At 72.8% G+C, this 24,020-nt stretch carries 21 protein-coding genes and 1 pseudogene; 12 read left to right on the top strand and 10 right to left on the bottom strand.

All coding sequences use genetic code 11. From position 1 onward, the window contains the following. Positions 1 to 150: 150 nt before the first annotated feature. Positions 151 to 423: a hypothetical protein gene (locus ACFYXV_RS12420; protein ID WP_385477156.1), complete on the bottom strand. Its 273-nt coding sequence runs from the start codon at positions 421 to 423 to the stop codon at positions 151 to 153. A gap of 257 nt (positions 424 to 680) precedes the next feature. Here ACFYXV_RS12420 and ACFYXV_RS12415 point away from each other — a divergent pair, with 257 nt between their 5' ends. The 3 genes from ACFYXV_RS12415 (at position 681) to ACFYXV_RS12405 (ending at position 3,957) form a co-directional block, all read left to right on the top strand. Further along, positions 681 to 1,265, top strand: coding sequence for a hypothetical protein (locus tag ACFYXV_RS12415; protein ID WP_389382827.1), 585 nt, complete (start codon positions 681 to 683; stop codon positions 1,263 to 1,265). Between the two features lie 182 nt (positions 1,266 to 1,447). Continuing rightward, positions 1,448 to 2,971, top strand: a complete 1,524-nt coding sequence (locus ACFYXV_RS12410; RefSeq protein WP_389382826.1) for an FAD-dependent oxidoreductase — start codon at positions 1,448 to 1,450, stop codon at positions 2,969 to 2,971. Positions 2,972 to 3,078: 107 nt separating this feature from the next. Beyond that, positions 3,079 to 3,957: an alpha/beta fold hydrolase gene (locus ACFYXV_RS12405; RefSeq protein WP_389382825.1), complete on the top strand. Its 879-nt coding sequence runs from the start codon at positions 3,079 to 3,081 to the stop codon at positions 3,955 to 3,957. Positions 3,958 to 4,012: 55 nt separating this feature from the next. Here ACFYXV_RS12405 and ACFYXV_RS12400 read toward each other — a convergent pair whose 3' ends face one another. Further along, positions 4,013 to 5,617 carry a hypothetical protein gene (locus tag ACFYXV_RS12400; protein ID WP_389382824.1) on the bottom strand — a complete coding sequence of 535 codons (1,605 nt, stop codon included), beginning with the start codon at positions 5,615 to 5,617 and terminating at the stop codon, positions 4,013 to 4,015. A 166-nt stretch (positions 5,618 to 5,783) separates the two neighbouring features. Between ACFYXV_RS12400 and ACFYXV_RS12395 the strand changes: the two genes are divergently transcribed. Further along, on the top strand, positions 5,784 to 7,187 hold the full coding sequence (locus ACFYXV_RS12395) for a hypothetical protein (protein ID WP_389382823.1): 1,404 nt from the start codon (positions 5,784 to 5,786) through the stop codon (positions 7,185 to 7,187). Between the two features lie 59 nt (positions 7,188 to 7,246). Here ACFYXV_RS12395 and ACFYXV_RS12390 read toward each other — a convergent pair whose 3' ends face one another. Together ACFYXV_RS12390 and ACFYXV_RS12385 are read right to left on the bottom strand one after the other, a co-directional pair. Further along, positions 7,247 to 9,358, bottom strand: a complete 2,112-nt coding sequence (locus tag ACFYXV_RS12390; RefSeq protein ID WP_389382822.1) for a PIG-L family deacetylase — start codon at positions 9,356 to 9,358, stop codon at positions 7,247 to 7,249. Positions 9,359 to 9,569: 211 nt separating this feature from the next. Continuing rightward, a complete protein-coding gene (locus tag ACFYXV_RS12385) occupies positions 9,570 to 11,471 on the bottom strand; it encodes a protein kinase (RefSeq protein WP_389382821.1) in 1,902 nt (633 codons plus the stop codon). Between the two features lie 264 nt (positions 11,472 to 11,735). Between ACFYXV_RS12385 and ACFYXV_RS12380 the strand changes: the two genes are divergently transcribed. The 3 genes from ACFYXV_RS12380 (at position 11,736) to ACFYXV_RS12370 (ending at position 13,633) form a co-directional block, all read left to right on the top strand. Further along, positions 11,736 to 12,395, top strand: a complete 660-nt coding sequence (locus ACFYXV_RS12380) for a hypothetical protein (RefSeq protein WP_385474795.1) — start codon at positions 11,736 to 11,738, stop codon at positions 12,393 to 12,395. Positions 12,396 to 12,563: 168 nt separating this feature from the next. Then, complete coding sequence (locus tag ACFYXV_RS12375; protein WP_389382820.1) at positions 12,564 to 13,226, top strand: hypothetical protein; 663 nt, start codon at positions 12,564 to 12,566, stop codon at positions 13,224 to 13,226. Between the two features lie 74 nt (positions 13,227 to 13,300). Beyond that, positions 13,301 to 13,633: a MazG-like family protein gene (locus ACFYXV_RS12370; RefSeq protein ID WP_385474799.1), complete on the top strand. Its 333-nt coding sequence runs from the start codon at positions 13,301 to 13,303 to the stop codon at positions 13,631 to 13,633. A gap of 101 nt (positions 13,634 to 13,734) precedes the next feature. On the opposite strand, the gene ACFYXV_RS12365 is transcribed toward ACFYXV_RS12370, so the two are convergent. Further along, complete coding sequence (locus ACFYXV_RS12365) at positions 13,735 to 15,807, bottom strand: phosphocholine-specific phospholipase C (protein WP_385474801.1); 2,073 nt, start codon at positions 15,805 to 15,807, stop codon at positions 13,735 to 13,737. 91 nt (positions 15,808 to 15,898) lie between these two features. On the opposite strand from ACFYXV_RS12365, the pseudogene ACFYXV_RS12360 reads away from it, so the two are divergent. From ACFYXV_RS12360 to ACFYXV_RS12350, 3 genes and pseudogenes are all read left to right on the top strand, one after another. After that, positions 15,899 to 16,347, top strand: a pseudogene (locus tag ACFYXV_RS12360) (hypothetical protein). Positions 16,348 to 16,527: 180 nt separating this feature from the next. Then, positions 16,528 to 17,175: a GNAT family N-acetyltransferase gene (locus tag ACFYXV_RS12355; protein ID WP_389382819.1), complete on the top strand. Its 648-nt coding sequence runs from the start codon at positions 16,528 to 16,530 to the stop codon at positions 17,173 to 17,175. Positions 17,176 to 17,237: 62 nt separating this feature from the next. Then, the gene (locus ACFYXV_RS12350; protein WP_385474804.1) at positions 17,238 to 18,902 is read left to right on the top strand and encodes a hypothetical protein; all 1,665 of its coding nucleotides are present in this window, start codon (positions 17,238 to 17,240) and stop codon (positions 18,900 to 18,902) included. Between the two features lie 89 nt (positions 18,903 to 18,991). On the opposite strand, the gene ACFYXV_RS12345 is transcribed toward ACFYXV_RS12350, so the two are convergent. After that, positions 18,992 to 19,114: a hypothetical protein gene (locus ACFYXV_RS12345; RefSeq protein WP_385474806.1), complete on the bottom strand. Its 123-nt coding sequence runs from the start codon at positions 19,112 to 19,114 to the stop codon at positions 18,992 to 18,994. Between the two features lie 171 nt (positions 19,115 to 19,285). Continuing rightward, positions 19,286 to 20,113, bottom strand: coding sequence for a helix-turn-helix domain-containing protein (locus ACFYXV_RS12340; RefSeq protein WP_385474807.1), 828 nt, complete (start codon positions 20,111 to 20,113; stop codon positions 19,286 to 19,288). 128 nt (positions 20,114 to 20,241) lie between these two features. Between ACFYXV_RS12340 and ACFYXV_RS12335 the strand changes: the two genes are divergently transcribed. Then, positions 20,242 to 21,015, top strand: coding sequence for a dienelactone hydrolase family protein (locus tag ACFYXV_RS12335; protein ID WP_389382818.1), 774 nt, complete (start codon positions 20,242 to 20,244; stop codon positions 21,013 to 21,015). A 129-nt stretch (positions 21,016 to 21,144) separates the two neighbouring features. Here the strand turns inward: ACFYXV_RS12335 and ACFYXV_RS12330 are convergent, their stop codons facing one another. From ACFYXV_RS12330 to ACFYXV_RS12320, 3 genes are all read right to left on the bottom strand, one after another. Continuing rightward, positions 21,145 to 21,339 carry an antitoxin gene (locus ACFYXV_RS12330; protein WP_385474811.1) on the bottom strand — a complete coding sequence of 65 codons (195 nt, stop codon included), beginning with the start codon at positions 21,337 to 21,339 and terminating at the stop codon, positions 21,145 to 21,147. Between the two features lie 118 nt (positions 21,340 to 21,457). Beyond that, the gene (locus tag ACFYXV_RS12325) at positions 21,458 to 22,972 is read right to left on the bottom strand and encodes a class I adenylate-forming enzyme family protein (RefSeq protein WP_385474813.1); all 1,515 of its coding nucleotides are present in this window, start codon (positions 22,970 to 22,972) and stop codon (positions 21,458 to 21,460) included. A 118-nt stretch (positions 22,973 to 23,090) separates the two neighbouring features. Beyond that, positions 23,091 to 23,327: a hypothetical protein gene (locus tag ACFYXV_RS12320; RefSeq protein ID WP_383342308.1), complete on the bottom strand. Its 237-nt coding sequence runs from the start codon at positions 23,325 to 23,327 to the stop codon at positions 23,091 to 23,093. A gap of 150 nt (positions 23,328 to 23,477) precedes the next feature. Here ACFYXV_RS12320 and ACFYXV_RS12315 point away from each other — a divergent pair, with 150 nt between their 5' ends. Beyond that, entirely contained in the window at positions 23,478 to 24,020 is a 543-nt protein-coding gene (locus tag ACFYXV_RS12315; RefSeq protein ID WP_389382817.1) for a hypothetical protein, read from the top strand.

Raw genomic sequence — 24,020 nt, 5'->3', positions numbered from 1 at the left:
TGCCAGGCCACTTTCAACGCGAACCGAAGGAAACGGGTGCCTCGAACGCCGCTTTCCGCACCGCCCGCCGCAACGCCTTCAGCAGCGTCCCGCCGGCCGGCCGCCCGGCATTCGGCCGGTCCGGCTGTCACGCTTGCCAGTGCCGATGGCCTAGCGGGGTTCGTGCGCCGCCATCCGGCAGGCGCCGGTCGCGGCGCCGCCCGCCACTCCGGCCGTGGTCAGTCCGGAGACGCAGCCTTCGAGGTCGCCGCTCACGCCGCGCTGGCACGCTGATGAGAGGCCGGAGGTGTCGGTGGCACCCGCCTGGGCGGCCATCTGGGTGCAGGCCGGGATGTCCGCCTGAGCGGCGGGAACGGCGAGAGTGCCGCCGAGCGCGAGGGTCAGGCCGGTGAGCACACCGGCGATGCGGGTCGACGTGCGCATGGGACGCACCTGCTTTCCGCGATCGTCCCGCGGCCCGCGCCCCCCGGAAGCCCGAGCCGTACGGGAACGGCGCCGGGCCGGGCGCCCGGCGGGGTCTTCCCTTCCAGCGTGCACCGACAGGACCGCCCGACGCCTCTCGGGCGCCGCCCTGCGGGCCGGGGCCATACGGGCGGGGCGCGGGACCCGTACGGCATGGCGGCCCGCGACCGCGGCCGGCCGCGGCCCATGGTGGTGTCTCCCGCCTGCAGGAGTGGCCTGTGAGTGATCCCAGCCCCCGACTGACCACCAGGCCGCCGCCCCCCGCGGCCGGCGACGCCGTTCCCGCACCCGGGGTCATCGGCATCGGGCTGGCGGCGGTGCTGACGTTCGCGCTCGCCCAGGGCTCGTGGCAGTGGTTCGCCACGTTCATCGGGGTGACGCTCCTCGCGGTGATGCTGGCCTTCCAGCGGCGGGCGCAGTGGACGCCGGAACTCCGCTCTCCGTACCTGCGCGGCCTGGTCGCGTACGCGCTCGTCGTCGGCCTGTGCGTGGCGGTCGCGCTCGCTCCGCTGCTCCAGCGCCGGGCCTGGCTTTTCCCGATGCCGGCCACGCGGAGCCAGTGCGTGTTGCGGGGAAGGTACGAGGCCCTCCAGGTGGAGGCCGCCCTGGGGAACCTGGCCGGCAATGACGGCGTGGCACTGGCCTACGTACAGCAGGACGAGGCCCGCAAGGCCGTCGCCGAGTGCCTGGCGGCCACGACCACCCTGTGGCTGCCCCTGTACGGAGTGGGGGTGGCGGTGCTGGTGGGAGCGGTCGCCTGGTTCCGCGACCGGGCCCGGGCCCGGTCGGGCCTCGCGGGCTAGGGGGTGTCTCGGCTCCCCCGCCCGCGCGGGACTTCCATGGGCGGATCCGAAGTGTCGGCGGCCCGTCGGCGGTCTGTCGGGGGCGTGTAGGCGCTGTCGGTCCCGTGTCGGCGGGGGCTGACACCTTTCGAGTGGTCCTGCCGGGTGCCCATCCGGTGGGGAGCTTACGAAGGGGATCTCTCGTGCACGACGTAGTGATCGTGGGAGCCGGCCCGGTCGGTCTGTCCCTCGCCTGCGAGCTCGGTCTCGCAGGCTGTTCCGTCCTGGTGCTGGAGCGGGAGCCGGGGACCGGTTCCCCGCTGAAGGCGGCCCCGCTCGGGATGCGGGGCCTGTCCGCCGCGTCGGTCGAGGCGTTCTACCGGCGCGGATTGTTGAACCCCCTGCTGACGGCGTCGGGCGCCCAGGACGACTTCTTCGGTGCGCAGACCGAGGGGGACGAGCCGCCGCGCCCCCGTTTCGGCGGCCATTTCGCCGGCATGATGCTCGACGGGGCCAAGGTGGATGTCGACGCCCTCCCGTACCGGCTTCCCAGCCCGGGCATCCAATCCGTGAGGACGTACCTCGAAGCGGTCGAGGCGGTGCTGTCGGAGCGGGCGGCGAAGCTGGGCGTGGAGATCAGGCGCGGTGTGACCGTCACGGCCGTCGCCCAGAGCCGTGAGGGGGTGACCGCGCACGCCGGCCCGGACGCATACGAGGCGCGCTGGCTCGTCGGCTGCGACGGCGGACGCAGTACGGTGCGCAGGCTCGCGGGTTTCGAATTCGTCGGCACCGAGCCGCAGTTCACCGGCTACGTCATGCACGCCACCATCGCGGGCGTCGATGAGCTGCGCCCCGGGTTCAACCTGACGCCGACGGGCATGTACATCCGGATGCCCGACGCGGGGTACATCGGCATGATGGACTTCGACGGCGGTGCGTTCGACCGCTCGCGGCGGCCGAGCCGGGATCATCTCCAGGCGGTCCTGCGCCGCGTGTCCGGCACGGACGTGACACTGGACGAGGTCCGCACCGCTTCGAGCTTCACCGACCGGGCGATGCAGACGACGGCGTACCGGCAGGGACGCGTCCTGCTCGCGGGCGACGCCGCTCACATCCACTCCCCCCTGGGCGGTCAGGGGCTCAACACCGGCCTGGGCGACGCCATGAACCTGGGCTGGAAGCTCTCCGCGACCGTGCGGGGGCACGCTCCGGAGGGACTTCTCGACACGTACGCCGACGAGCGCCATCCGATCGGCGCGGCGGTGCTCGACTGGTCGCGGGCACAGGTGACGGTCATGAATCCGAACCCGCACGCCCAGGCGGTCCAGGCGGTGGTGCGTGATCTCATCGGGACCCGCGACGGAACCACCTACGTGGTCGAGAGGCTGTCGGGGGCGTGGATCCGCTACGACCTGGGCGGCGAGCACCCGCTGGTCGGCGCCAGCGCCCCGGAATTCCGTCTGGAGGACGGCACTCGCCTCGGCGATCTGATGGAGGACGGGCGGGGCGTCGTGCTCGATTTCAGCACCGACCGGCGCCTGCACGCTCCGGCGATGGGCTGGGAGGGCCGGATACGGTACGCGGCCGGGACCGCGGGGGACGACCTCGGGCTGGGTGCCGTGCTCGTCCGTCCCGACGGCGTGGTCGCCTGGGCGGGTGATCGCCACCCTGATCCTGACGCGTTCGAGCGGGCCGCGAGTCGTTGGTTCGGCAGTCCGGTGATCTGAGTACGGTCGGGAGCCGGCGGGGTGTCCCGCCCCGCCGGCCCGTCCCCGCACCCGTCCCGGTGTCGGGGGCAAGGGAGGGCAGGCCGGACGAGTCGCGGAGGTGGGTCATGCGGACGCCGGAGCAGACGCTGCACGTGAACGGAGTGGACCTGGCGGTCCAGGCGTTCGGGGACCCTGCCGCGCCGGCCGTCCTGCTGGTCTCCGGGGCCGAGGCGACGATGGACTGGTGGGACGAGGAGTTCGTGGCCAGGCTGGCGGACGGCGGCCGCTACGTGGTGCGGTACGACACCCGGGACACCGGGCGCTCCACGACCTGGCCGGTCGGGGCCCCCGCCTACACGCAGGCGGACCTGGTCGGCGACGCGGTCGGCGTCCTGGACGCGCTCGGGATCGGCGCCGCGCACGTCGTGGGCATCTCGATGGGCGGCGGCATCGCCCAGCGGCTCGGCGTCGAGTTCCCGCGGCGGGTGGCGACGCTCACGCTGATCTCCACGAGTCCGGGCGGGCCCGGGGAACCCGGCGGACCCGGGCGACCGGGCCTGCCGCCCATGAGCGATGCGCTGGCGAAGGTGTTCGCGGAGCCCGGCGAGGCGCCGGACTGGACCGACCGCGAGGCGGTCGTCGACTACTTCCTCGCGGCCGAGCGCACGTTCGCCGGAACCATCCCGGTCGACGAGGACCGCCTGCGGCGGACCGCCGGGCGGGCCTTCGACCGCAGTCCCGTCCCCGCCGCCGCCGGCAACCACTGGTTGATCGGGGGCGGTCCGCCCGTACGCGGCCGGCTCGGCTCGATCGCCGCCCCGACGCTGGTCCTGCACGGCACCGCGGACCCCCTCTTCCCGTACGGCCACGCCGAGGCCCTCGCCCGGGAGGTCCCGGGCGCGCGGCTGGTCCCGCTCGCCGGCATGGGCCACCAGATGCCGCCGCCCGAGGTCTGGGACACCGCGGTGGCCGAGATCCTCGCGCACACCGGCAGGTCGGCGTAGCGGCCGGTCCCGGTGCCGGACGTCTCATCCGCCCGGCCGTGGGCGCGCACCGCCCTCAGAGGCGGTGGATGCGGGTGACGCCGTACCACTTCGACATGCAGCCGGCGACCCAGTCCCGCCCGTAGTCGGAGGTGAAGAAGGGCTCGGCCAGGCTGTCGATGTACAGGGGCCGGTACCCGAGGTCGGTGTTGCCGCGCGCCGCCTCGCCGCGCAGGCGCGCGTTCTGTGCGTCCCAGGCCACCGAGCGGCTGACCGTGGCGGTGGTGAGCTGCTGGAGGTTCGGGACGAGCGAGGCCAGCGTGGCCAGCGTCAGTGCGCCGGCCGTCACGACGGCAGCCGACACGGCCGCCGGGGCACGGCCCCGGCGTGCGAGGAACTGTCTGGCCCAGCCCCCCAGCAGGACTCCGTAGGCGCACAGGGCCAGTTCCATCGGCACGAGGTAGTTCGTCCACGTACGGGCGTACGTCCACCCGCTCGGACCGTAGCCGCTGCGCAGGCCCAGCACCACGGCGAAGGATCCCAGCACCACCACCGGCACGGGCAGCAGCAGCACGGCCACGAGCACCGGGCGGGGTACGTCTGCCCGGCGCCTCATCCATTGCGCGAGCGCGGGGCCGCGGAACCCCGCCCCCAGGCCGAGGAGGACGCCGACGGCCGCGGCGGCGAGGTAGGCCCACTGGCCCGTGACGGCGTCCCACATGTGGAGCCAGTCCCGGAAGGTGCCCTTGAGTTCGCCCGGGGAGAGCATCGAGTGCCCGGCCGGCTGCTGGGCACGGCGCCACCGGGCACCGGGGGAGGTGTAGAGCAGGATCAGGCCGCAGACGAGTCCGGAGCACCAGATCGCGCACCAGGTGAACGTACGCCAGGTGCGCGCCAGTTTGAGGCGGGGCAGGGCCGACAGACCGGCGCAGACCGCGAGCAGGCCGCTGACGAGGGCGAACGGCTCGCTCATGGTGCCGAGCGCGAACGCGATGACGAACGCGGCGGCGAAGCCCGCCGCGCGTACGGGGGCACGGGGCTCGCGCACGGTCCGGATGCCCAGCAGGAGCGCCCACACCCCGATGACGCTCGGGATGGTGTGGGAGATGGTGGCCGGGGCCCACAGCAGCACCTGGTAGCTGCGGGTGCCGGCGTAATAGACCAGCGCCTGGACGGACAGGGCGCAGGCGGTGACGGCCATCACCGTCGTCGCCCGGGGTCTCGCGCCGAGGAGCCGGACGAACGCGCACCCGAGCAGGACAAGGCCGGCCGTGAAGGTGACGACGATGGCGGTGGGCAGGATCTTGATTCCGGCGAACCCGTCGCCGTAGACGACCCCGCTCAGGAAGGCATTGGCGACGCGCCCGTTCTGGGTGGAGTAGAAGTCGGACGTGATGCCGAGGACTCCCAGGTCGCGGGATTTCCAGGCGGCGCACCAGTCGTCGGACGTGGGCCGCACGTAGAGCCCGAGGAAGCATCCGACGGCGACGAGCGCTCCGGCCACCGCCACGAGGGTGACCACCGCGGCCACGAGCAGCCGGCCGAGGATCGCGCGGCCCCCCGCCCGGCCCGGTCGGGCGGTGGCGTCCGTGCCGGGGCCCGCGCCCGGCCCCGCGCCCCCGCCCCCGCCCCCGTCCCCGCCCTCACCCGCGCCCTCGCGCTCCGTCGAAGTAGTACTCATCCACCATTCCTTCGCAGGGGCCGGTCACACCAATGTGCACGGTGCCTCGCCCACCGGCACCCGGGGTCACCCGAGTGGCGGGTGTGTCGTGGCGGGCTCCCCGCGCCGCCCGCAGGATGGGAATTCCGGGCGCCGCACGCGCGGATGCCGGACGGAGGGAGCCGTGATGTCGGCTGGCCTGCTCATACGCTGCACGGTCATCACGACGGCCGTGGTGTCCGTGACCCTTTCCGTGTGCGCCGCGGGTCCCGCCGACCGGCGCACCGACGATGCCGCTCCCCCGGTCGGCCTCCTCACCAACGCCGCCTCGACCGAGGGAATCCCGCAGTCCCTGGCCGAGGGCACGAGGTACGTGGCGCGGAGCAACGTACTGCGGTTGCCGTCCGGCCGCTGGAAGTACCTCCCCGGTGGCCGGGCGGCGGCGGCGATCGTGGCCGCCGAGGATCCGGGAGCCCGGAAGCAGATAGCCGAGAGCGGTGCCTGGCTGGCGGGAGGCCGGGTCCCCGGGGCTTCGCCCGCGCAGCGCGCGGCGGCCGAGCGGGCCCTGCTGACCATGCGCGCCCTGCTCCGGCCGAACGGTGCCATGGCCGCGGGCTGGTCCCCCGCCTGGATGTACTCCTGGCCCCGCGACTCCAGCTTCGCCTGCGCCGCGTTCGCGCACACCGGCCACGAGGCCGAGGCGTACCGGATCCTGCGCTACAGCGCCGCGACCCAGCGCGGGGACGGCACCTGGGAGGCTCGGACGAAACTCGACGGATCCGGGCCGCCGGACGGCAGGCGGTGGCAGCTCGACGCCAACGGCTGGGTCCCCTGGGCCGCGTGGCACTGGTACCGGACGGCGCCGCGGGCCACCCGCCAGGCCCGGCTGGCCACCCTGTATCCGATGATCCGCAAGGCGGCCGACCACGCGGCGGCCTCGCTCCGCGCAGACGGACTGCCTCCGGCCTCCCCGGACTACTGGGAGCTGATGACGACCACGCCGAACATCGGTACGGCCGCGCCCCTGCTCGCCGGGCTCAACTCCTCCGCGGACCTCGCCGGGGAGCTGAACCGGCCGGGCGACGCGGCGCGCTGGTCCGGCGCGGCCAAGCGGCTCTCCTCGGCGATAGCCCGGAAGTTCGCGCCACTGGGCTATCAGCGCACCGTCGACGGGCGCCACGGGTACGACAGCGCGGTCGCCTTCATGGCTCCGCCCTTCAACGCCGCTCCGGCCGACCTGCCGCGGGCGCTGGACACCTCGTACAAGGCCCTGCTGCTGCCCAACGGGGGTCTGACCCCGGGAAACGATCCGGCGGCGCCCTGGGGCGGGAACGCCTGGACGCCCAGCACCTCGTTCTTCGCCCTCGCGTGGGCCGGTACGGGACGGCCGGCGAAGGCGCGGCAGGTCCTGGACTGGGTGCTCGCCAAGCGGAACTCGCTCGGGGAGCTGCCGGAGAAGGTGGACCGGGCCGGCAGGCCGTCATCGGTGGCGCCCCTGGCCTGGACCGGTTCGATCACCGTCCTCGCCCTGGTGGCGCTCGACGACAGGGGCCTCCCCACGCCGCCGTCGCGTTTCCGGGGCGAACGCTAGGCCGTGTCTTTCGGATCATGGCGGGCCCGGGCTGCCCGGCATGATCCGAAAGACAATGCCTAGCGCTCGCGCGCCTGCGCGAGCATCGGGGGCTGGACGGCCCGGTGCCACGGGGCGGGGACGCGGTCGCCGGGCGGCTGGGTGCCGGCCGGCGCGGCCGGCGTGACGATGTGCAGGTCGGCGTCGAGGCCGAGGGCCGCCGCGACGGCCGTACCGGACCGGTCGGCCACCCCCGCCGGCGCGCCCGTGTACAGCATCCGGGACTCCTGCCAGGACTCCGGGCCGCCGGCGCCCGCCACGCCGACCGTGCCCGAGCCCGTGCGGCCGGCGAGCAGCGGGCCCGCGACGCCCACCCCGCCGTAGCCGCCGGGGCCGCCTGCCTCGGCGACCGGGGAGAACTCCGGCGCGGGCCCGCCCGCGGTGGCCAGGCTCGTACCCACGGTGCCGGTGCCGGGCCGGCGGAAGAACACGCGGACGCCCTCGCCCTCCGGGCGCACCGAGAGCATGCCCGTGGTCTGCGGCAGCCCGGTCGCGAAGGCGCCGGCCAAGGGGGCGTCCGGCGCCGGCTGGACCCAGGCCAGTACGGAGCCGGCCGTCGCCGCGTACACGTGCCGCCGCCCCGACCCGTCGGTCGCGGTGACCGGATCGCCGAAGAGGCCGGCGCCGCCGAGGGACTGCCATGCGCCGAAGGCGCCGTCCGGGGCCGTCTGGGTCCGGGCGCGCAGCGTACGCCGGGAGTCGCGTACGTACACCGTCATGCGGCCCGCCGGATCCACGGCGGCGGCCGGTGCGCCGATCGCCGAGGTGACGGAGGCGTCCGCGGTGTCGGGGTCGGGGGTTCCCAGTGACTGCCAGGGGCCGAAGGCACCGTCGGCCTTGTCCTGGACGCAGTACACGAGGGCGCGGCCGTAGTCCCGGGGGGTGGTGCCGAGCGTGGTGCGGGTCGCGAACACCGCGATGCGGCCGTCCGGGAGCCGGACCGTGCTCGCCCCGGCGTCGATGCCCGTACCGGCGAGGAACCGGGGGCCTTGCCAGGGGGCCTTCGGGCCGCTGCGCGACCAGTACGCCATCCGGCCGTCCAGCGCGGCGAAGGCCCACAGCCGTCCGGCGGCGCCCTCGGTCATCCAGGAGGTGCCGTCGCCCCGGCTGTAGCGGATGGTCTGGTTCCATCCTGCGCCGGTGGGCCTGGTCGCGGTCTTGCGGTCACCGCAGCCCGCCGGGCTGCCGCACCAGTCGTCGTGGTCCGTCCAGGCGTACGTCTTGAGGTAGCCGAGCTTTTCCTCGGCGGTCTGCCGGTCGAGCGTCGGCGGCAGTGAGCTGTTCTGGTAGCTCATGTAGTTCTGGACCGAGAAGTGCGGCCGGTCGGTGGCCTGTGCGTAGCGTTCGGCGGCGGCCTGGACGAAGCGGGCGCCGTACATGTGGTCCTGGTGGTCGAGGAAGGCCCCGGTCCCGGCTTTTCCGGGGGTCGGGTCCTGCGTCCGTATCGTCGTCGGCTCGTACTGCGCGAACACGTCCGCGATGGCGGCCACCGCCTGGTCCTTCGTGTACGAGAACGGCTGCTTGACCGGCGTCCCGGAGGTCAGCTGGGCGCCGAGGGCGGGTATTCGGCCGTCCCACAGGCCGCGCAGGCTGTCCGGATTGTCCAGGGAGATGCTGCGGGCCTCGCGCAGCTGCATCCACACCAGGTTGACCTCGGGCCGGGCGACGAGGACGTCCACCTCCGCGCTGCCCCCGCCGGCCGTGGGTACGGACCTGCGCTGCCAGGCGCTGGTGCGGTCACCCGTCGCCATCTGCGCGTAGGCGCCCCGTATGCCGTTCTGCCGGGCCTCCGCGTAGGCGGCGCGGTCGGCGGGGCCGGCCGCGTCGTCCAGGTGCGGGCTGTGGGCCTCGTTGCGGCCGTCGGACTCGCCGGAGGTGAGGTAGACGGTGGTGACCTTGATGCCCGCCGATATCGAGCGGCTCAGGTCGGGGTTCATGAAGAACAGGTCGTCGTCGGGGTGGGCCACGACCTGGAGGGTCGAGCCCTCGGTCACGCTCGCCCGGACGACCGCTTCGGCGGCCGCCGGCTCGCGCTCGTTCCCGTGTCCGTGGGCCCAGGCCGTGACGCCGGCCACACCGACGGAGACCGCCGCGAGCAGGGCCGCGAGGCGAGTGCGGCTGGCCAGGGACATCTACAGCGCCTTGAGGATCGGTCCGGTGCGGGAATCCGCCTGGGAGGTCGGTCGGGTTCCCGATGGCTCCACTGCTTCCGGATACGACCGGGGCCGATTATGCCCCGGCCGTTTGCGACTGACACACCCTCAAAAGGCATATGTTGATGACTGAGTTAAATGACGGGAATGAGCGATTTGTCCAATTCATAAACTGCTGGACCTTCCCGCCTCAGCTCCCCTTCTTCGGCTCCTCGGCGTTGCGCCAGACGGTGAGGTCGAGCGTGATGTACGTGCTCGGGTCCTTCTCCCCGGACTTGCCGCGGTACGTCAGCACCGCGATGTGGCCGGCGTCACTGAGCACGCAGATCTCCGACCCGTCCGTGAGCTGGTCGAGGCCGATCTTCTCGGTGTACCGGGTTTCCGCGCGGCAGGTCTCCAGCGAGCCCTTCTGTGAGTTGTTCAACACGACCAGCTTGCCGTTGTCGGTCCCGAGCTTCGTGTCCCCGAAGAGGGTGTCGAGGTAGAAGTAGACGTCGCCGTGGTTGTAGAGCACCCCGGCGTTGCCGCCGGTTCCGGGGCGCGGCGGATTGTCGGCCAGCATGATCTGGTAGTTGGCCGTCAGGTTGATGCCCTTGTACGAGGCCGGCGTGGGATCGGCCGGCTTCCCGCCCTTGTTCTGGGAACCGCCGCTCGGGGTCCCGCTGCCCCCACTCGCGCCGGCCGAGGACGAGCTGCCACTGCCCTTGTCCTTGCCGCCGGAGCCGTCCGGCAGCAGGGAACCGAGGACCGCGAGGCCGATCACCGCTGCGACGACGATTCCGGCGATGAGCGGTCCCTTCGACTTGCGCTGCTGTGCGGGGGGCGGATAGCCGGGGTGGTGGCCGGGCGCCGGGGTGTTGTAGCCCTGCACGTATCCGGGCGGCGGCGTCTGGTGCACCGGCTGGGTGGGGTATCCGGGCGGAGGGGTCCGGTATCCGGGCGGAGGGGTCTGGTATCCGGGCTGCGACGGGTAGCCGGGCGGGGGCGTCGGGTACCCGGGCGGCACGCCCGGAGCGGCGGGACCGGCCGGCGCGTGGGGAGGAGCCGCGGGGGCGCTCTGCGTCGGCGCGGCGGCCACGCCGAGACCGGTCGGCGCGTACGGGGACACACCCTGCGCCGGGGGCTGCGCGGAGACCTCGGTCGGCGTCGGGGCCACGGCGGGCTGCGGCGGCGGGGTCTTCGCCGGTTCGGGCAGCCGGAGTCGCTCGGTGATGGAGCCGGCCACGGCCCGGGGCAGCCAGTCCTCGCCCTGGCGCAGCGGGGAGGGGGCGAGGTCGTGGCACATCTGGATGACCTCGGTGAGGGTGGGCCGGTCCGCCGGATCGCGGCTGAGGCACCGCGTCACCAGGGGCCGCAACTCCTCCGGCAGCGCACTGAGGTCCGGGTCCTCGTGCACGATGCGGTACAGCACCGCGTGCGAGGACCCCTCTCCGTAGGCGGGCGCGCCGATCGCCGCGTACGCCACGATCTGGCCGAGGGCGAAGATGTCCGTGCTCGCGGTGACCGTGCCCGCGGAGGCCTGCTCGGGAGCCATGAACGCGGGGGTGCCGACGCTGACGCCGCTGCCGGTCAGCGAAGTGGCGTCCGCCGCGCGGGCGATGCCGAAGTCGATCACGCGGGGGCCGTCACCGGCGAGGAGCACGTTCGCGGGCTTCAGATCGCGGTGGACGATGCCCGCGCCGTGGATGACGTGCAGCGCCTCGGCCACCCCGACGGCCAGCAACAGCACGCTGCGCAGCGGCAGCCGGCCGTACCCGGCCACGGCGTGCGCGAGGGAGGGGCCCGGTACGTAGGCCGTGGCCAGCCAGGGCTGGGAGCCTTCGGTGTCGAAGTCGATGACGGGCGCGGTGTAGAGGCCCTGCACCCGCTGCGCCGCCCGCACTTCCTGCTGGAAGCGCCGCCGGAACTCGGGGTCTTCACTGAACTCGGGCCGGATCACCTTGAGGGCGATGGGCCGACCGCCCGGCGTGTAGGAGAGGTACACCTTGCCCATGCCGCCCGCCCCCAGCACGGCGGCCAGCCGGTAACCGCCCACCGCGGCCGGGTCCTCGGGCCTGAGCGGCTGGAAAAGGTCGGAAGAAGGTGCGCTCATGAAAATCCATCCCCTGTCACGGCAGTTCAGCCCGCCGAAGCCCCGAAGCCAACCGCGAGGGTACCCAACTTCGCGGCCGGTCCCCACCGCCCGCTCCACCGGGGCCGGCGGAGCGGACGGTGCTCCGCGTCGGCCGCCTCAGCAGCCACCGCAGGACGGGGCGGCCACCCGAACGGCCGTACGGAGCGGTGCGCGCGCCGTGGGAGGTGCAAGGCTGGAGGGAGGCCCCCAGCCGAGGCCGGGTCGGATGAGGAGGCATTGCCGGTGCCTGGTCTGGATTCCCTGGTGTCGTTCGCGCCGTTCCTCGTGCCGGTGATCACCGGCCTGGTGGGCGCGGTCGGCCTCGTCGTCAGGGACCGGCGCGAAGCCCGGAGCGCCGACCACCACTACCGCAGGAGGCTGGAGAAGGCGCAGATGGAGGTCCAGTTCATCACCGGCTGGATCGAGGCCAAGAGGCTGGCTCCTACCGGGGCCCCCGACCCTGAGCCCGGCCTCTGGCTCGACGAGTGCTACGAGTCGGTGCGCAGCTTCGAGGCCGCGGCGCGCCACCAGCGCGGAGGACCGGGGAAGCTGCGGCGCCTGCTCCTGCTGCGCCCGCTGCGCGGCGGCGCGGCGCACGCCGTGCGGGCCCTGTACTGGCTGGCCCTCCTCGGGTTCAACGGGGCCCTCGCCTGGTGGGTGAGCATGATCGTCGATGGTCCTCCCGCCTTCTTCGGGCCGGACGCGGACTCCGCGTCCGAAGAGGTCGAAGGGGTCCTGGCCATGGCGGGCTCCTTCCTGCTGGCGGCGGTCGTCCTGTGGGCGTGGACGGTGCACCTGGACAGGTCGGAGCCCGAGGAGGCGTACCGCTCGCGGATCGACTCGGCCGCCTGGCAGGCGCGGGAGGACGAACGCAGGAGCACCGAACCCGCCCCTCCGAAGTGATGCGGCACCGGATCGGGCGCGCCGGGAGGACGGTCGTCCCCCGGGCCGGAGTCGGCCCCTGACGGTGGTGGGACGGCGCTCGTCTTGAGAGGATCATCGGACTCGTCCCGTTCCGCCCCTCCCCGTGGCCGGCGACTTCCTCACCACGAACCGCCCGGAGGCCACGACGTGACGCGCACGAGCACAGGAACAGGTACGCGTACGAACGCGACTGCGACCCCGGCTGCGACCCCGACCCCGGCCGCCACCGATCAGCCCCCCGAGTCGCGGGCCGCCCGGCTGATCACCGACGGACTCGATCCCAAAACGTGGATCATCGCCGACACCCTCCTCACGGGCTGGCACACCGGCCGCCTCGCCGGGATCGGATGGGGTCTGCTCGGCTGCCTGTTCACCGCCGTCATACCGCTGGCCTTCATCAAGTACGGCATCCGCCGCGGGCGCTGGGCCGACCGGCACGTCGGCCGGCGGCGGCAGCGCATCGTCGTGATGACCTTCATCACCGGCTCGGTGGCCATCGGCATCACGGCGCTCTGGGCCTTCGGCGCCCCCCGCACCATGATCGCGCTGACATCGGCCATGCTGGCCACCCTCGTCGCCCTCCTCGCCGTGACCCCCGCCTGGAAGATCAGCGTGCACGCCGCCGTCTCCTGCGGAAGCGTCGCGCTGCTCGCCATGACCTACGGGCCCCTGGTCCTCCTCGCCTGTCCCCTGATCGCCGTCGTCGGCTGGTCCAGGGTGGAACTGGCGGACCACACCCCGGCCCAGGTCCTCGCGGGCGCCGCGGTGGGCGGGGCCGTCGCGGCCGGTGCGTTCGCCCTGATCCGATAGGAGAGCATCCGGAACGTCATCCCATTCGTTCATGTGACTGAGAACGGACGACAGCCGGACGAAAGGGAACCACTGTGGACGGGAACGCCTGGGCCATCACCGGGGAGGTGGCCGCCTTCCTCGACGAAGCCGCGGCCCATGTCCCTGCCGAGCAGCGCCGGATTCTGCAAGTACTCAAGATCGGGGAGGAGTTCGGCGAGGCCGCCCAGGCCGTCATCGGCGCCACCGGCACCAACCCCCGCAAGGGCCTGTCCCATTCGTGGCGGGACGTGGAGGCGGAGGTGTGCGACGTACTGGTGACCGCGATGGTCGCCCTGCACCGGCTCGGCGTCGAGGACCCGGCCGCGGCGTTCGGCGCGCACCTGGAGAAGACCGCAGCCCGCACCATGGCCGCCCGCGGGGCATGACCGCCGCCCGCCCCCAGGCCGCCCGCGGGGCATGAGCGCGGACCGCGAGCGGCCCCGCTCCGCGGAGGGTTCCGCGGAGCGGGGCCGTCGGGGCCGGGCGGTCAGGAGCCGCCCTGCTCCGTCAGGATGCCCGGGTCCGACAGGCCGGCCGCGCCGGTCTCGACCTTGCCGGCGAAGCGGCGGCGGAAGTCCGGGAACTCGGACGCGGTGACCGTCACGTCGTACCAGCGCCGCGTGCTCCGCAGCGGAACGCTGTACGTGGTGGTGGCACCCTTGGCGACCGTGAGGCGCTTCGGCCCGCCACCGTAGGCGTTGGTGACCGTCAGCGTCGCGGTCGAGGCGCCCGCGTTGGTGAGGGTGAGGTCCAAGTTCCCCGTGGTGGCGTTGTGGCGCGCCGTGACCTCGGGCCCGGCGGTGGTGCCGGGGTTGCGGAAGCCGCGCAGGAAGCCGTTGGGGCCGTGGACGGTCAGGTCCGTGACACCGGCCGAGTAGACGGTGTTCCAGGTGTCCGAGACCGACTTGCCGGCCTCGGTCGTGTACGTCCAGGGGGCGTCGGTCCGGTTGGCGGAGGTGATGTAGAACTGCGCGCCCAGGTCCGGGCCGCCGCTGAACGTCAGCCGGAACTTGCCCTCGCCGGTGAGTGCGGCGCCGTCCACGTACGGGGCGTACTTCAGCGGCCGGGTGTTGCACAGGCCCTTCTCCTGGAGCGGCATCGTCCCCACGGCCGGCGGGGTGGCCAGGAAGTTGGGGTGGCGCTCGCGGTCCTGCGGCTCCCACGGACCGGTGTCGGGCAGCCGGACCGTGTCGGTGTCCTTGCGCGCGAAGTCGAAGGCGGAGGTCAGGTCACCGCAGACGGCACGGCGCCAGGGCGAGATGTTGGGCTCCTGCACGCCGAAGCGCTTCTCCATGAAGCGGATGACCGAGGTGTGGTCGAAGGTCTCGGAGCAGGAGTAGCCACCGGTGCTCCAGGGCGAGACGACGAGCATCGGGACGCGCGGGCCCAGACCGTACGGGCCGGCGACGTAGCCGGCCTTGCCGGGGAAGACGTCGAGCGTGGTGGACACGGTCGACAGGCCCTGGTTGGCGTTGGCCGGGGCGTACGGCGGCACGACGTGGTCGAAGAAGCCGTCGTTCTCGTCGTACGTGATGAACAGCGCGGTACGGGCCCACACGTCGGGGTTGGACGTCAGCGCGTCCAGCACCTGCGCGATGTACCAGGCGCCGAAGTTGGCCGGCCAGTTGGAGTGCTCGCTGAACGCCTCGGGGGCCGCGATCCAGGAGACCTGGGGCAGGGTGCCGGCGGCGACGTCGGCGCGCAGCTTGTCGAAGTAGCCCTCGCCGGTCCGGGCGTCGGTGCCGGTGCGGGCCTTTTCGTACAGCGGGTTGCCGGGCTGGGCATTGCGGTAGTTGTTGAAGTAGAGCAGCGAGTTGTCGCCGTAATTGCCGCGGAAGGCGTCGTTGATCCAGCCCCAGGAACCGGCGGCGTCGAGGCCGTCGCCGACGTCCTGGTACACCTTCCAGGACACGCCTGCCTGCTCCAGGCGCTCGGGGTAGGTGGTCCAGCCGTAGCCGGCCTCGGCGTTGTTGAGGACCGGGCCGCCTCCCTTGCCGTCGTTGCCGGTGTGGCCCGACCAGAGGTAGTAGCGGTTCGGGTCGGTCGAGCCGATGAACGAACAGTGGTAGGCGTCGCAGATGGTGAACGCGTCGGCGAGCGCGTAGTGGAACGGGATGTCCTCGCGCGTCAGGTGGGCCATGGTGGCCGGCGTCTTGGCGGGGACCCAGTTGTCGTACTTGCCCTTGTTGAAGGCGCTCTGGCCGCCCGCCCAGTCGTGGTTGAGGCCCTGGAGGTATTCCATGCCGAGGTCGTCGGACGGCGGCCGGAACGGCAGTGTCTCCTTGCCGGCGTTGTCGGTCTGGTGCCATACGGACTTGCCGCTGGGCAGGGTCACCGGGCGCGGGTCGCCGAAGCCGCGGATGCCGCGGAGCGCACCGAAGTAGTGGTCGAAGGAACGATTCTCCTGCATCAGTACGACGACGTGCTCGACATCGGCGATCGTCCCGGTCGTCCCCTGCGCGGGGATGGCGGCGGCGCGGGCGATGCTCTCGTTGAGCAGGGTCAGGGCGGCGGCGCCGCCGGTGAGCTGGAGGAAACGGCGGCGGTTCAGTTCTGCCATGGCGAGAGTGACCTCTGCTTTTGATCGAGGAGTGCTGGAGCGCACTCAGAACAGCGTGCCGGGACTACCGGAGAGGGAGCCTGACGTGACGGTGGCGGATACGCCAGACGAACGGCAGTCGGATTTCGCAGGAGTTCGGCCACCTTCTCCGCGGCCGCCCAGGATGGGACCAATTCCGGCCATGGGCTGAACCTCGGCAAGCTGCGCGCGCTCGCCAAGCTGCCGAAGACGCAGCGGGAACTCGCCCGCGGGCTCTGGGGCACGGAGGACACCGCGGCGAGGGGTCTGGACCTCGCCGGGCCGCTCGACGTCATCGAGGCGGACACGAAGGAAGCGCCGGACCGCCCGCAATGGGCGGTGAACCACCGCCCGACCCTGATCGGCATCGAGCACGCGGAGCACCGCGCCCGGGCGATCGCCGCCGGCGAGCGCCCGGAGGTGCTCAAGGACTGCCCGACGTCCCCGGGTTGCACGTCCCCGTACACACCCACCCGGATCTCCGAAATGGTGCGACGGCAGCACGACGGCCCGGCGGGCTGATCGGCGGGAGTCCCGCACCACGACACCGGGGCGGCCGAGCGGCCGACCTTTTTGCGCCACCGCCCTGTACTGCATCGAGCCAATCAGGACCTACACTTAGGCCAGCCTAACCTAACGAGCTTGCGGGTCCGGTGCGCCCACCGCGGCCGGACCCGCCATCACGAAGGAAACGACAGCCGCATGAGACCCGAGTCCACCGTCCTCGCCACCACCCCTCGCGCCGACGTCTTCACCGAGACGGTCGAAGACTTCGGCACCGTCCGCTTCACCCCCGTCGACCCCGCGGCCGATTCGGCCGTACTGCACGCCTGGGTCGCCGAGGAGCGCGCCGAATTCTGGGGCATGAACGGCTGCAGCCGGGAGTTGGTGCAGGAGATCTACGAGGACGTGGACCGCCGGGACACCCATCACGCGTACCTGGTCCGGCTCGACGGCGAGCCGGTGGCGCTCTTCCAGGCGTACCAGCCGGAGGAGGACCGGGTCAGCGAGTGCTATGAGGTGCGGGAGGGCGACATCGGCGTCCACCTCATGCTCGCGCCGATCACCGACCGGCCCCGCCCCGGCTTCAGCCGGACCCTCATCACCTCGCTCCTCCGCTTCGCCTTCCGCGACCCGGCCGTCCTGCGCGTCGTCGGCGAGCCCGACGCCCGCAACGAGAAGGCGATCGCCCTGCTGGGCCGGATCGGCTTCGTCCGTCAGGGCGAGATCACGCTGCCCGAAATCGACCTCCCGGAGATCTACCTCCCCGAGAAGCGGGCCGTACTCGCGTTCCTCGACCGCCCCGGCTGGCTCCCCGCGACCCAGGAGCGGCCCTCCGGCCTCGTGTAATCTGATCATGACTTTTTGAACTCATTCAACAAATTGGGGGGCCGGTGTACCGTCACCGCGTCATGATCTCCGCCGCCGTCGCCGCGGCAGCCGTCGGTTTCGTACCCGTCACGGCACAGGCGGCCGGACCGTCCGCCGACCCCGGCCGGGCCGCGACCGCCGCCTCACCGGCCCCCGCGGCCGGTTCCGCGAAGGACGCCGCGGCGAAGTCCGCCGCCGTCAAGGACCTCGCCGCGAAGCAGGCGAAGGCCAAGGCCGACGCGACGGCCGGCTCCGCCGCGACGGCACGCGCACAGCAGGGCGAGTACTTCGACGTGTTCATGGGTGCGGTCAACTCCAACGCGCACAGCGTGGGGCTGGCGACCTCCGCCAGCACCGACTTCGCCAACAGCTTCGTCGCTTACGACATCGACTGGGGCGACGGCACCATCGACCGCGAATACGGCATGGCCGGCAACAACGTGTACGTGGACCACAGGTACGCCAAGGTCGGCGCCCACAAGATCACGATCACGGCCACCGACACATACCACAAGGTGAGCGCGACCACCACCGAGGACATCGTCCTGGACGGCTCCGAGTTCACCCCGCACGCACCCGCCCGGCTGCTCGACACCCGTGACGGCACCGGCACCGGCACCTCGGCCGGCCGCGCCGTCGCCCCCTACGGCACGACCCGGGTGAAGATCGCCGGCAACGGCGGCATCCCGGCCGGCGTGACCGCCGTGGCCCTCAACATCACCGCCACCAACGCCTCCTCGGGCGGACACGTCATCGCGTACGCCTCCGGCAAGAAGCAGCCGACCACCTCGAACGTCAACTTCACGGCGGGACAGACGGTGCCCAACCTGGCGATCGTGCCGGTCGGCGAGGACGGGTACGTCGAGCTGGTCAACCGCAGCGAGGGCCCGGTGGATCTGATCGCCGACGTGACGGGCTACTTCGCCCGCTCCGCCGCGAGCGGATACACCTCGGTCAAGCCGTCCCGGCTCGTCGACACCCGCGCCGGACTGGGCACGGCCGCGGGCCAGGTCGCCGGTCGGACCACCTTCGGCGTCCAGGTGGCCGGCCAGGGCGGGCTGCCCGCCGCCGGCGTCACGGCCGTGGCCATCAACATCACCGCCACCGGGCCCAAGGGCTCCGGCCACCTGACCGCGTTCCCGAGCGGTCAGCAGGCGCCGTCCACGTCGAGCGTGAACTTCACCGCGGGGCAGACGGTCGCCAACGCGGTGATCGTGCCGGTCGGACCGGACGGCAAGATCAACATCCGCAACGGCGCCTGGGACCCGGCCGATGTGATCGTGGACGTCACCGGCTACTACAGCGCCGACGGCAAGGCCGCCTACCTGCCGATGGAGCCCGAGCGCAGGTTCGACTCGCGGACCGGCACCTGGCCGCTCGCCGGCCAGGACTACCACTACGAGACCATGTGGACGAGCGGCAGGGCACTGGAGGCCGTCGTCCTCAACCTCACGGTGACCAACCCGCAGGGCAGCGGGCACCTCGCGGTCGCCCCGGACCCCAGCAGCCTCGACGACCGCATCGCCGGCAAGGCGGTCCGGCCGACCCCGCCGGACTCCTCGGTCCTGAACTGGACGAAGGGCGCCACCGTCTCCAACCTGGTCCAGGCGAGCACCGGCACCAGCGGTGTCATCGACATCTGGAACCGGGGCTGGGAACCGACCGATCTGATCGTCGACATCTTCGGCACGTACGAGAAGAACTGACGCCGGACACCGGACGATGACGCCGGATGTCGCCGACACCCCCGTGGTCGGCGACGTCCGCGGCGTGGTCAGCGCCCGACCGCGCCGGGTCAGCGGCGGTCGGACCCACCGTTCTCGCGGCGCCTGCGGCGGTTTCGGCCGAGGGCTCCCGCCAGACCGATCAATCCTCCGCTGAGCGCGCCGGCCACGAGGATGCGCAGCAGGTCTTCCATCGAGAGCTCCCAAGTCCGTACGGGTCCACCGCTGCCCGGGTCCGCCCCGGCCGCCGGGCGAAGACCCGTCTTCTTGCGGCGGGGCGCCCCGGGCCCGGTTCGTGATCAACTACGAACCGAGACACTAGCGACGCGCTCACGCACTGGCTTGGACAAATTTGACCTCGCCCCTCACAGGGCGAGCGCTCCCTCCGCCATGCGGGCGGCGGCCATCTGGCCCGGGGTGGTCTCGGCCAGGGCGCGGAACTCGCGGCTGAGGTGCGCCTGGTCGTAGAAGCCGCAGGCGGCCGTCACCTCGGTGAGGTTCGAGCCCTCGCGCGTGAGCAGCCTCATGGCCCGGTGGAAGCGCAGCACGCGCGCGGACGTCTTGGGCGTCAGGCCCACCTGCTCGGTGAACCGCCGCACCAAGTGGCCCTGGCTCCAGCCCACTTCGGCCGCGATCCGGCCGACCGGGATCGCCCCGCCGGCGCGTACGAGCAGGCGCCAGGCGTGCCTCACCTCGGGCGCGGCATCCGGGCCGCGTTCGATCCGGGCCGACAAGGCGATGTCCAGCAGGTCGAAGCGGGCTCCCCAGTCGGCGGTGGCCGCCAGTCGCTCCGCCAGCATGCCGGCCTCCGGTCCGAGGACGTCGCCGAGCCCGACCACCCGGTTGGTCAACTCGCTCATCGGCAAGGCGAACAGCCGGTAGGCGCCCAGCGGGGTCAGTTCGAGCCGGATCGCCTCCTGACCGCCGGGATGGTCACACATCCGTGGCCCGTCCTCCAGACCCGCCACGAGCGAACCGGTCACCTGGATGTTCGGGCTCGCGTCCCCCAGACGGCGCACCTGGGTGAACGGCTCCCCCAGGCTGATGACCACGACCGCCCGGCCCGTGGGAACCAGCCGCACGCGATAGGGCGTGGCCCCCGCCTCCCAGTAGCCGGCATAGCTGTGCACGTACGGGCGCAACCGGTCGGGCCACGGCCGGGTCACCCGCCACCGACCACCCACCCGGGTCATCTCGACTCCCCGACCGGCCGTGCCCGCGCTCGCGCCCACCTGTGCGTCCCTCCCGTGCCGGCGAGGAACTGTTTCCGACGCCGCGCCCAGTGATCTACTGGCACCCATCCGAGGAAGGAAGATCCATCATGCCCACCAAGACGTTACAGATCCCCACCGCGGACGGCCAGGCCGACTCCTTCGCCGCCTTCCCCGACGACGGCGAGCGGCACCCGGGGGTGCTCCTGTACATGGACGCCATCGGCCTGCGGCCCGAACTGGAGGCGAGGGCCCGCGATGTGGCCGGGCACGGGTACTACGTGCTCGTCCCCAACCTCTTCTACCGGCACGGCCCGGCACCGGTGATCGAACTTCCCGAGCGCATCACGTCGGAGATGCGGCCCGCGGTCTTCGCCGAGTTGATGCCCTTGATCCGGGCGCACACGACCGAACGCGCCCTCAGCGACGCCGACGCCTACCTCGGGTTCCTGACCGCCCAGCCCGAGGTCAGCCCCGGACCGGTCGGTGTGATCGGCTACTGCATGGGCGCCGTCCTGGCGATGCGTACGGCGGCCGCCCATCCCGGCCGGGTGGCCGCCGCGGCCGGATTCCACCCCGGCCCCCTGGTCACCGAGGCGCCCGACAGCCCGCACCGCCTCGTCGCCAAGCTCACCGCCGAGGTCCACCTCGGCCTGGCCGAGAACGATTTGTCGCCCGAGGGCATCATCGAACTGGGCCGGGCCCTGGACGCGGCGGGTGCAGCCCACTCCATCGAGATCTACCCCGGCACCGTCCACGGCTTCACCATGTCCGACACGGAGGCCTACGACCCGGCCGCCGCGCGCCGCCACTGGGACCGCCTGCTCCCCCTCCTCGACCGCACCCTGGCCGGCGGCCGAGGCTCCGGAGCCCAGTCCGCCTGATACCGCGGCGCCCGCTCCGCGCCGGGCCGCTCGACGAGCACGCACACGGCCCGGCGCTCCGGGCAGGGAGGGCCGGGCCGTACGGCTCGGGCGGCTTGCGGCCGGCCGTGCCGGGGCGCCCGCAAGGGGTCAGGGCTGCGGCGGGGTGTCCTGGGGCCTGTCGGTTCCCAGCTGCTCGTTGAGCTTCTGCTGGGCCGTGTCGACCTGGCTCTGGTACTTGTTGCCGGTCTTCGCGTCGAACGCGTCGCCGGCCTTGTCGACCCCTTGTCGGGCCACGTCCTCATGGCCCTTGAGCATGCCCTTGAGCTTGTCGAGCATCGACATTACGGCCTCCTTGAAAATGCTGGCGCATCAAGCATCCCGGCATCCGCCGTGATCCGCATCCGGAGCCGGACGGGCACCGGGCCGGGGGGCGGTGCCGCGGGGTCGATCCGCGGATCCGTCACCGCGGATCCGTCACCGCCGATCCGGCGGCTCGTGCGCGGAGCAGGCGCTTGTCCGGCTTGCCCCGGTCGGTGAGGGGAAGGGACGTCTCCCAGAAGACGGCGGTCGGCCGGTGGGCCGGAGCCAGCGCCCCGGCCACGAGCAGGCAGGCCTCGGCGGCCGCCGCGCTCGTGGGGGCGTGACCCGGCGCAGCCACCAGGAACGCGCACAGCTCCTCGCCGGTCCGATCGCTGCTCCTGCCCACCACCGCCGCATCGGCCACCGCCGGGTGCCGGGTGAGGGCCGCCTCGACCGGACCGCAGTAGATGTTCACCCCGTCCACGATCACCACGTCCTTCACCCGGTCGTCGAGGTAGAGGTAGCCATCGGAGTCGAAGTGGCCGAGGTCCCCGGTCCTGAGCCATCCGTCCCGCAGCACCTCGGCCGTCAGGCGGGGCTGATTCCAGTAGCCGGCCATCACCATCTCGGACCGCACCCACACCTCCCCGGTACGACCCGGCCCCGGCTCCGCCCCGCTCTCGTCCCGCAGCCGTACCTCCACACCGGGGGCGGGGCGGCCGACGGACCCCAGGAGGTGCGGCCGGCCGCTCATGCCCGCGTCGTGATCGGCCGCCGACAGCCTGCAGATCACGCCGGCTTCGTTCATCCCGTAGCCCTGCCGCCACCGCGGCCGCGCACCCCAGCGGGTCAGCGCCTGCCGCAGCCGCTGCGGGTGGACGGGGGAGTTGCCGTACGACACCCGGGCCAGACCCGGTACGCCGTCGGCGGTCGCCGGATCGTCCAGCAGCCGGTACACCAGCGGGGGCGTGAGGTAGGTGGACACGGGCGCCAGGCGGCGGCAGGCGGCGGCGAACTCCCCCGGGGCGAAGGGGTCGAGGATCTCCACCCGGCCGCCCTCGCGAAGGTGCTCCAGGCACCGGCCCCCGGAGCGCTGCGCCAGCGAGGTGACCGACAGGTAGACCGACTCGCGCGGGCCGCCGCCCGGGCCTCGCGTATCGGTCCGGCCCGCCATCGCGGCGAACGTGGAGGCCACCCCCTTGGGCCTGCCCGTCGTACCGCCGGTGTACGTCACGCGCGCCACGTCGTCCTCACGGGCGTGCACGGGCACGGGCCCGCCCGCCCGCTCGCGGGCGAGCCGCATGAGCTCCGCCAGCCCGATGCGCGCGGCCCCCGTGTCCGGAACCGGGGTGTCGTGCACCACCAGCACCGGTGCGCAGTCGCGCAGCATGAAGTCCAGGCCGTGGGTGGCCGGACCGACGACCACCTGGGTCAGCCGCGCGCCCCGCACATGGGCCGCGAGCCGCACCAACAGAGCCTCGGGCCGGTTGCCGTCGGTCACGCAGGCCAGACCCGCCCCGCGCCCCACCCCCAGTTCGGCAAGGACGCCGGCCAGCCGGTAGGTGTCGGCCAGGACCTCGGAGAACCCCATGACGAGGGGCCCGGCCCCGATGGCGGGCCGCCCCGCGTGGCGCTCGAACGCACCGATCAGGTCCGCGACGTACCGCGCGCCCATCGCTCCACCGCCTCCATGCCCGTCCCGTGCCGGGATGCCCGCCGTCCGACGTGCGGACCAGTCTCCCGGCAGGCCGCGTCCGAGGGGAGGACCTGGGGAGGACCTGGGGGGACACCCCCTAGTGCGGGGTCCAGGTGAACTTGCCGCCGCCGACCCAGCGCACCACGTCCAGGTCGTCGAGGTCGTGGATCGGGACCCCCGCCTCCGCGGCGATCAGCAGCACGTCCGTCATCGACATCGCCCTGCCGACGAACTCTCCGTCCACCTCCACGATGCGAAAGGGCGGATTGCCGGGTTGGACGCCCAGTACGGTGATCCGTGCCGGGGACAGGTGAGGTGCCGATCCTTCAGTCATGCGGAAACGGTTCCACGCCGGGGCCGGTGACGGCGGCGGCGACACGTTCCGAGGGGCCGTTCGGCTACCGGCCGGTCCACACTCGCGCCCGATCATCGGATTTCATTCCTATTCCAATGAATTGGCGACAAATCGGCGGAACGAGTGGCCTTGACGAACCCTACCGGCGTGCTGGAGTCCGACTCCGAACCGGCTCTGCATGGCTGGAACGTCACGTGCGGCGAGGGAAGGCTGGAGACCGTGGTCGAGCGAAGGAAGATCCTCATGGCCGGCGCCGCGGGGGGTGCGGTCACGCTTTCCCAAGGAGCTCTGGGAACTCCGGCACGCGCATCGGGCGATCCCGCTCCCGGTCACCGTCACGGGTCGGCGCCCGCCGACGACACCACGCCGACGCACACCCCGCCCCTGACGAAGTTCGTCGACCCGCTGCCCACTCCGGTGACGGCCGTCCCGGACCTGTCCGCCTACCCGGGCGCCGACTACTACGACGTCACGATGCGCCAGGGCTCGTGGCGCTTCCACCGGGATCTCGGTCCGGCCCACGTCTGGGGCTACTGGGCCAAGAACCCGCACGACCACGGCAACGCGATCGGCATGGGCTACCTGGGGCCGACCATCGACGTGACCAGGGACCGGCCCCTCGAACACGAGGACGACGACCTGATGCGCCCCTGGACGATCGTCAAGGACTGA

The organism is Streptomyces sp. NPDC002181 (assembly GCF_042890485.1).
Classification (GTDB): domain Bacteria; phylum Actinomycetota; class Actinomycetes; order Streptomycetales; family Streptomycetaceae; genus Streptomyces.
This window is presented reverse-complemented; position numbering and strand designations above follow the sequence as displayed.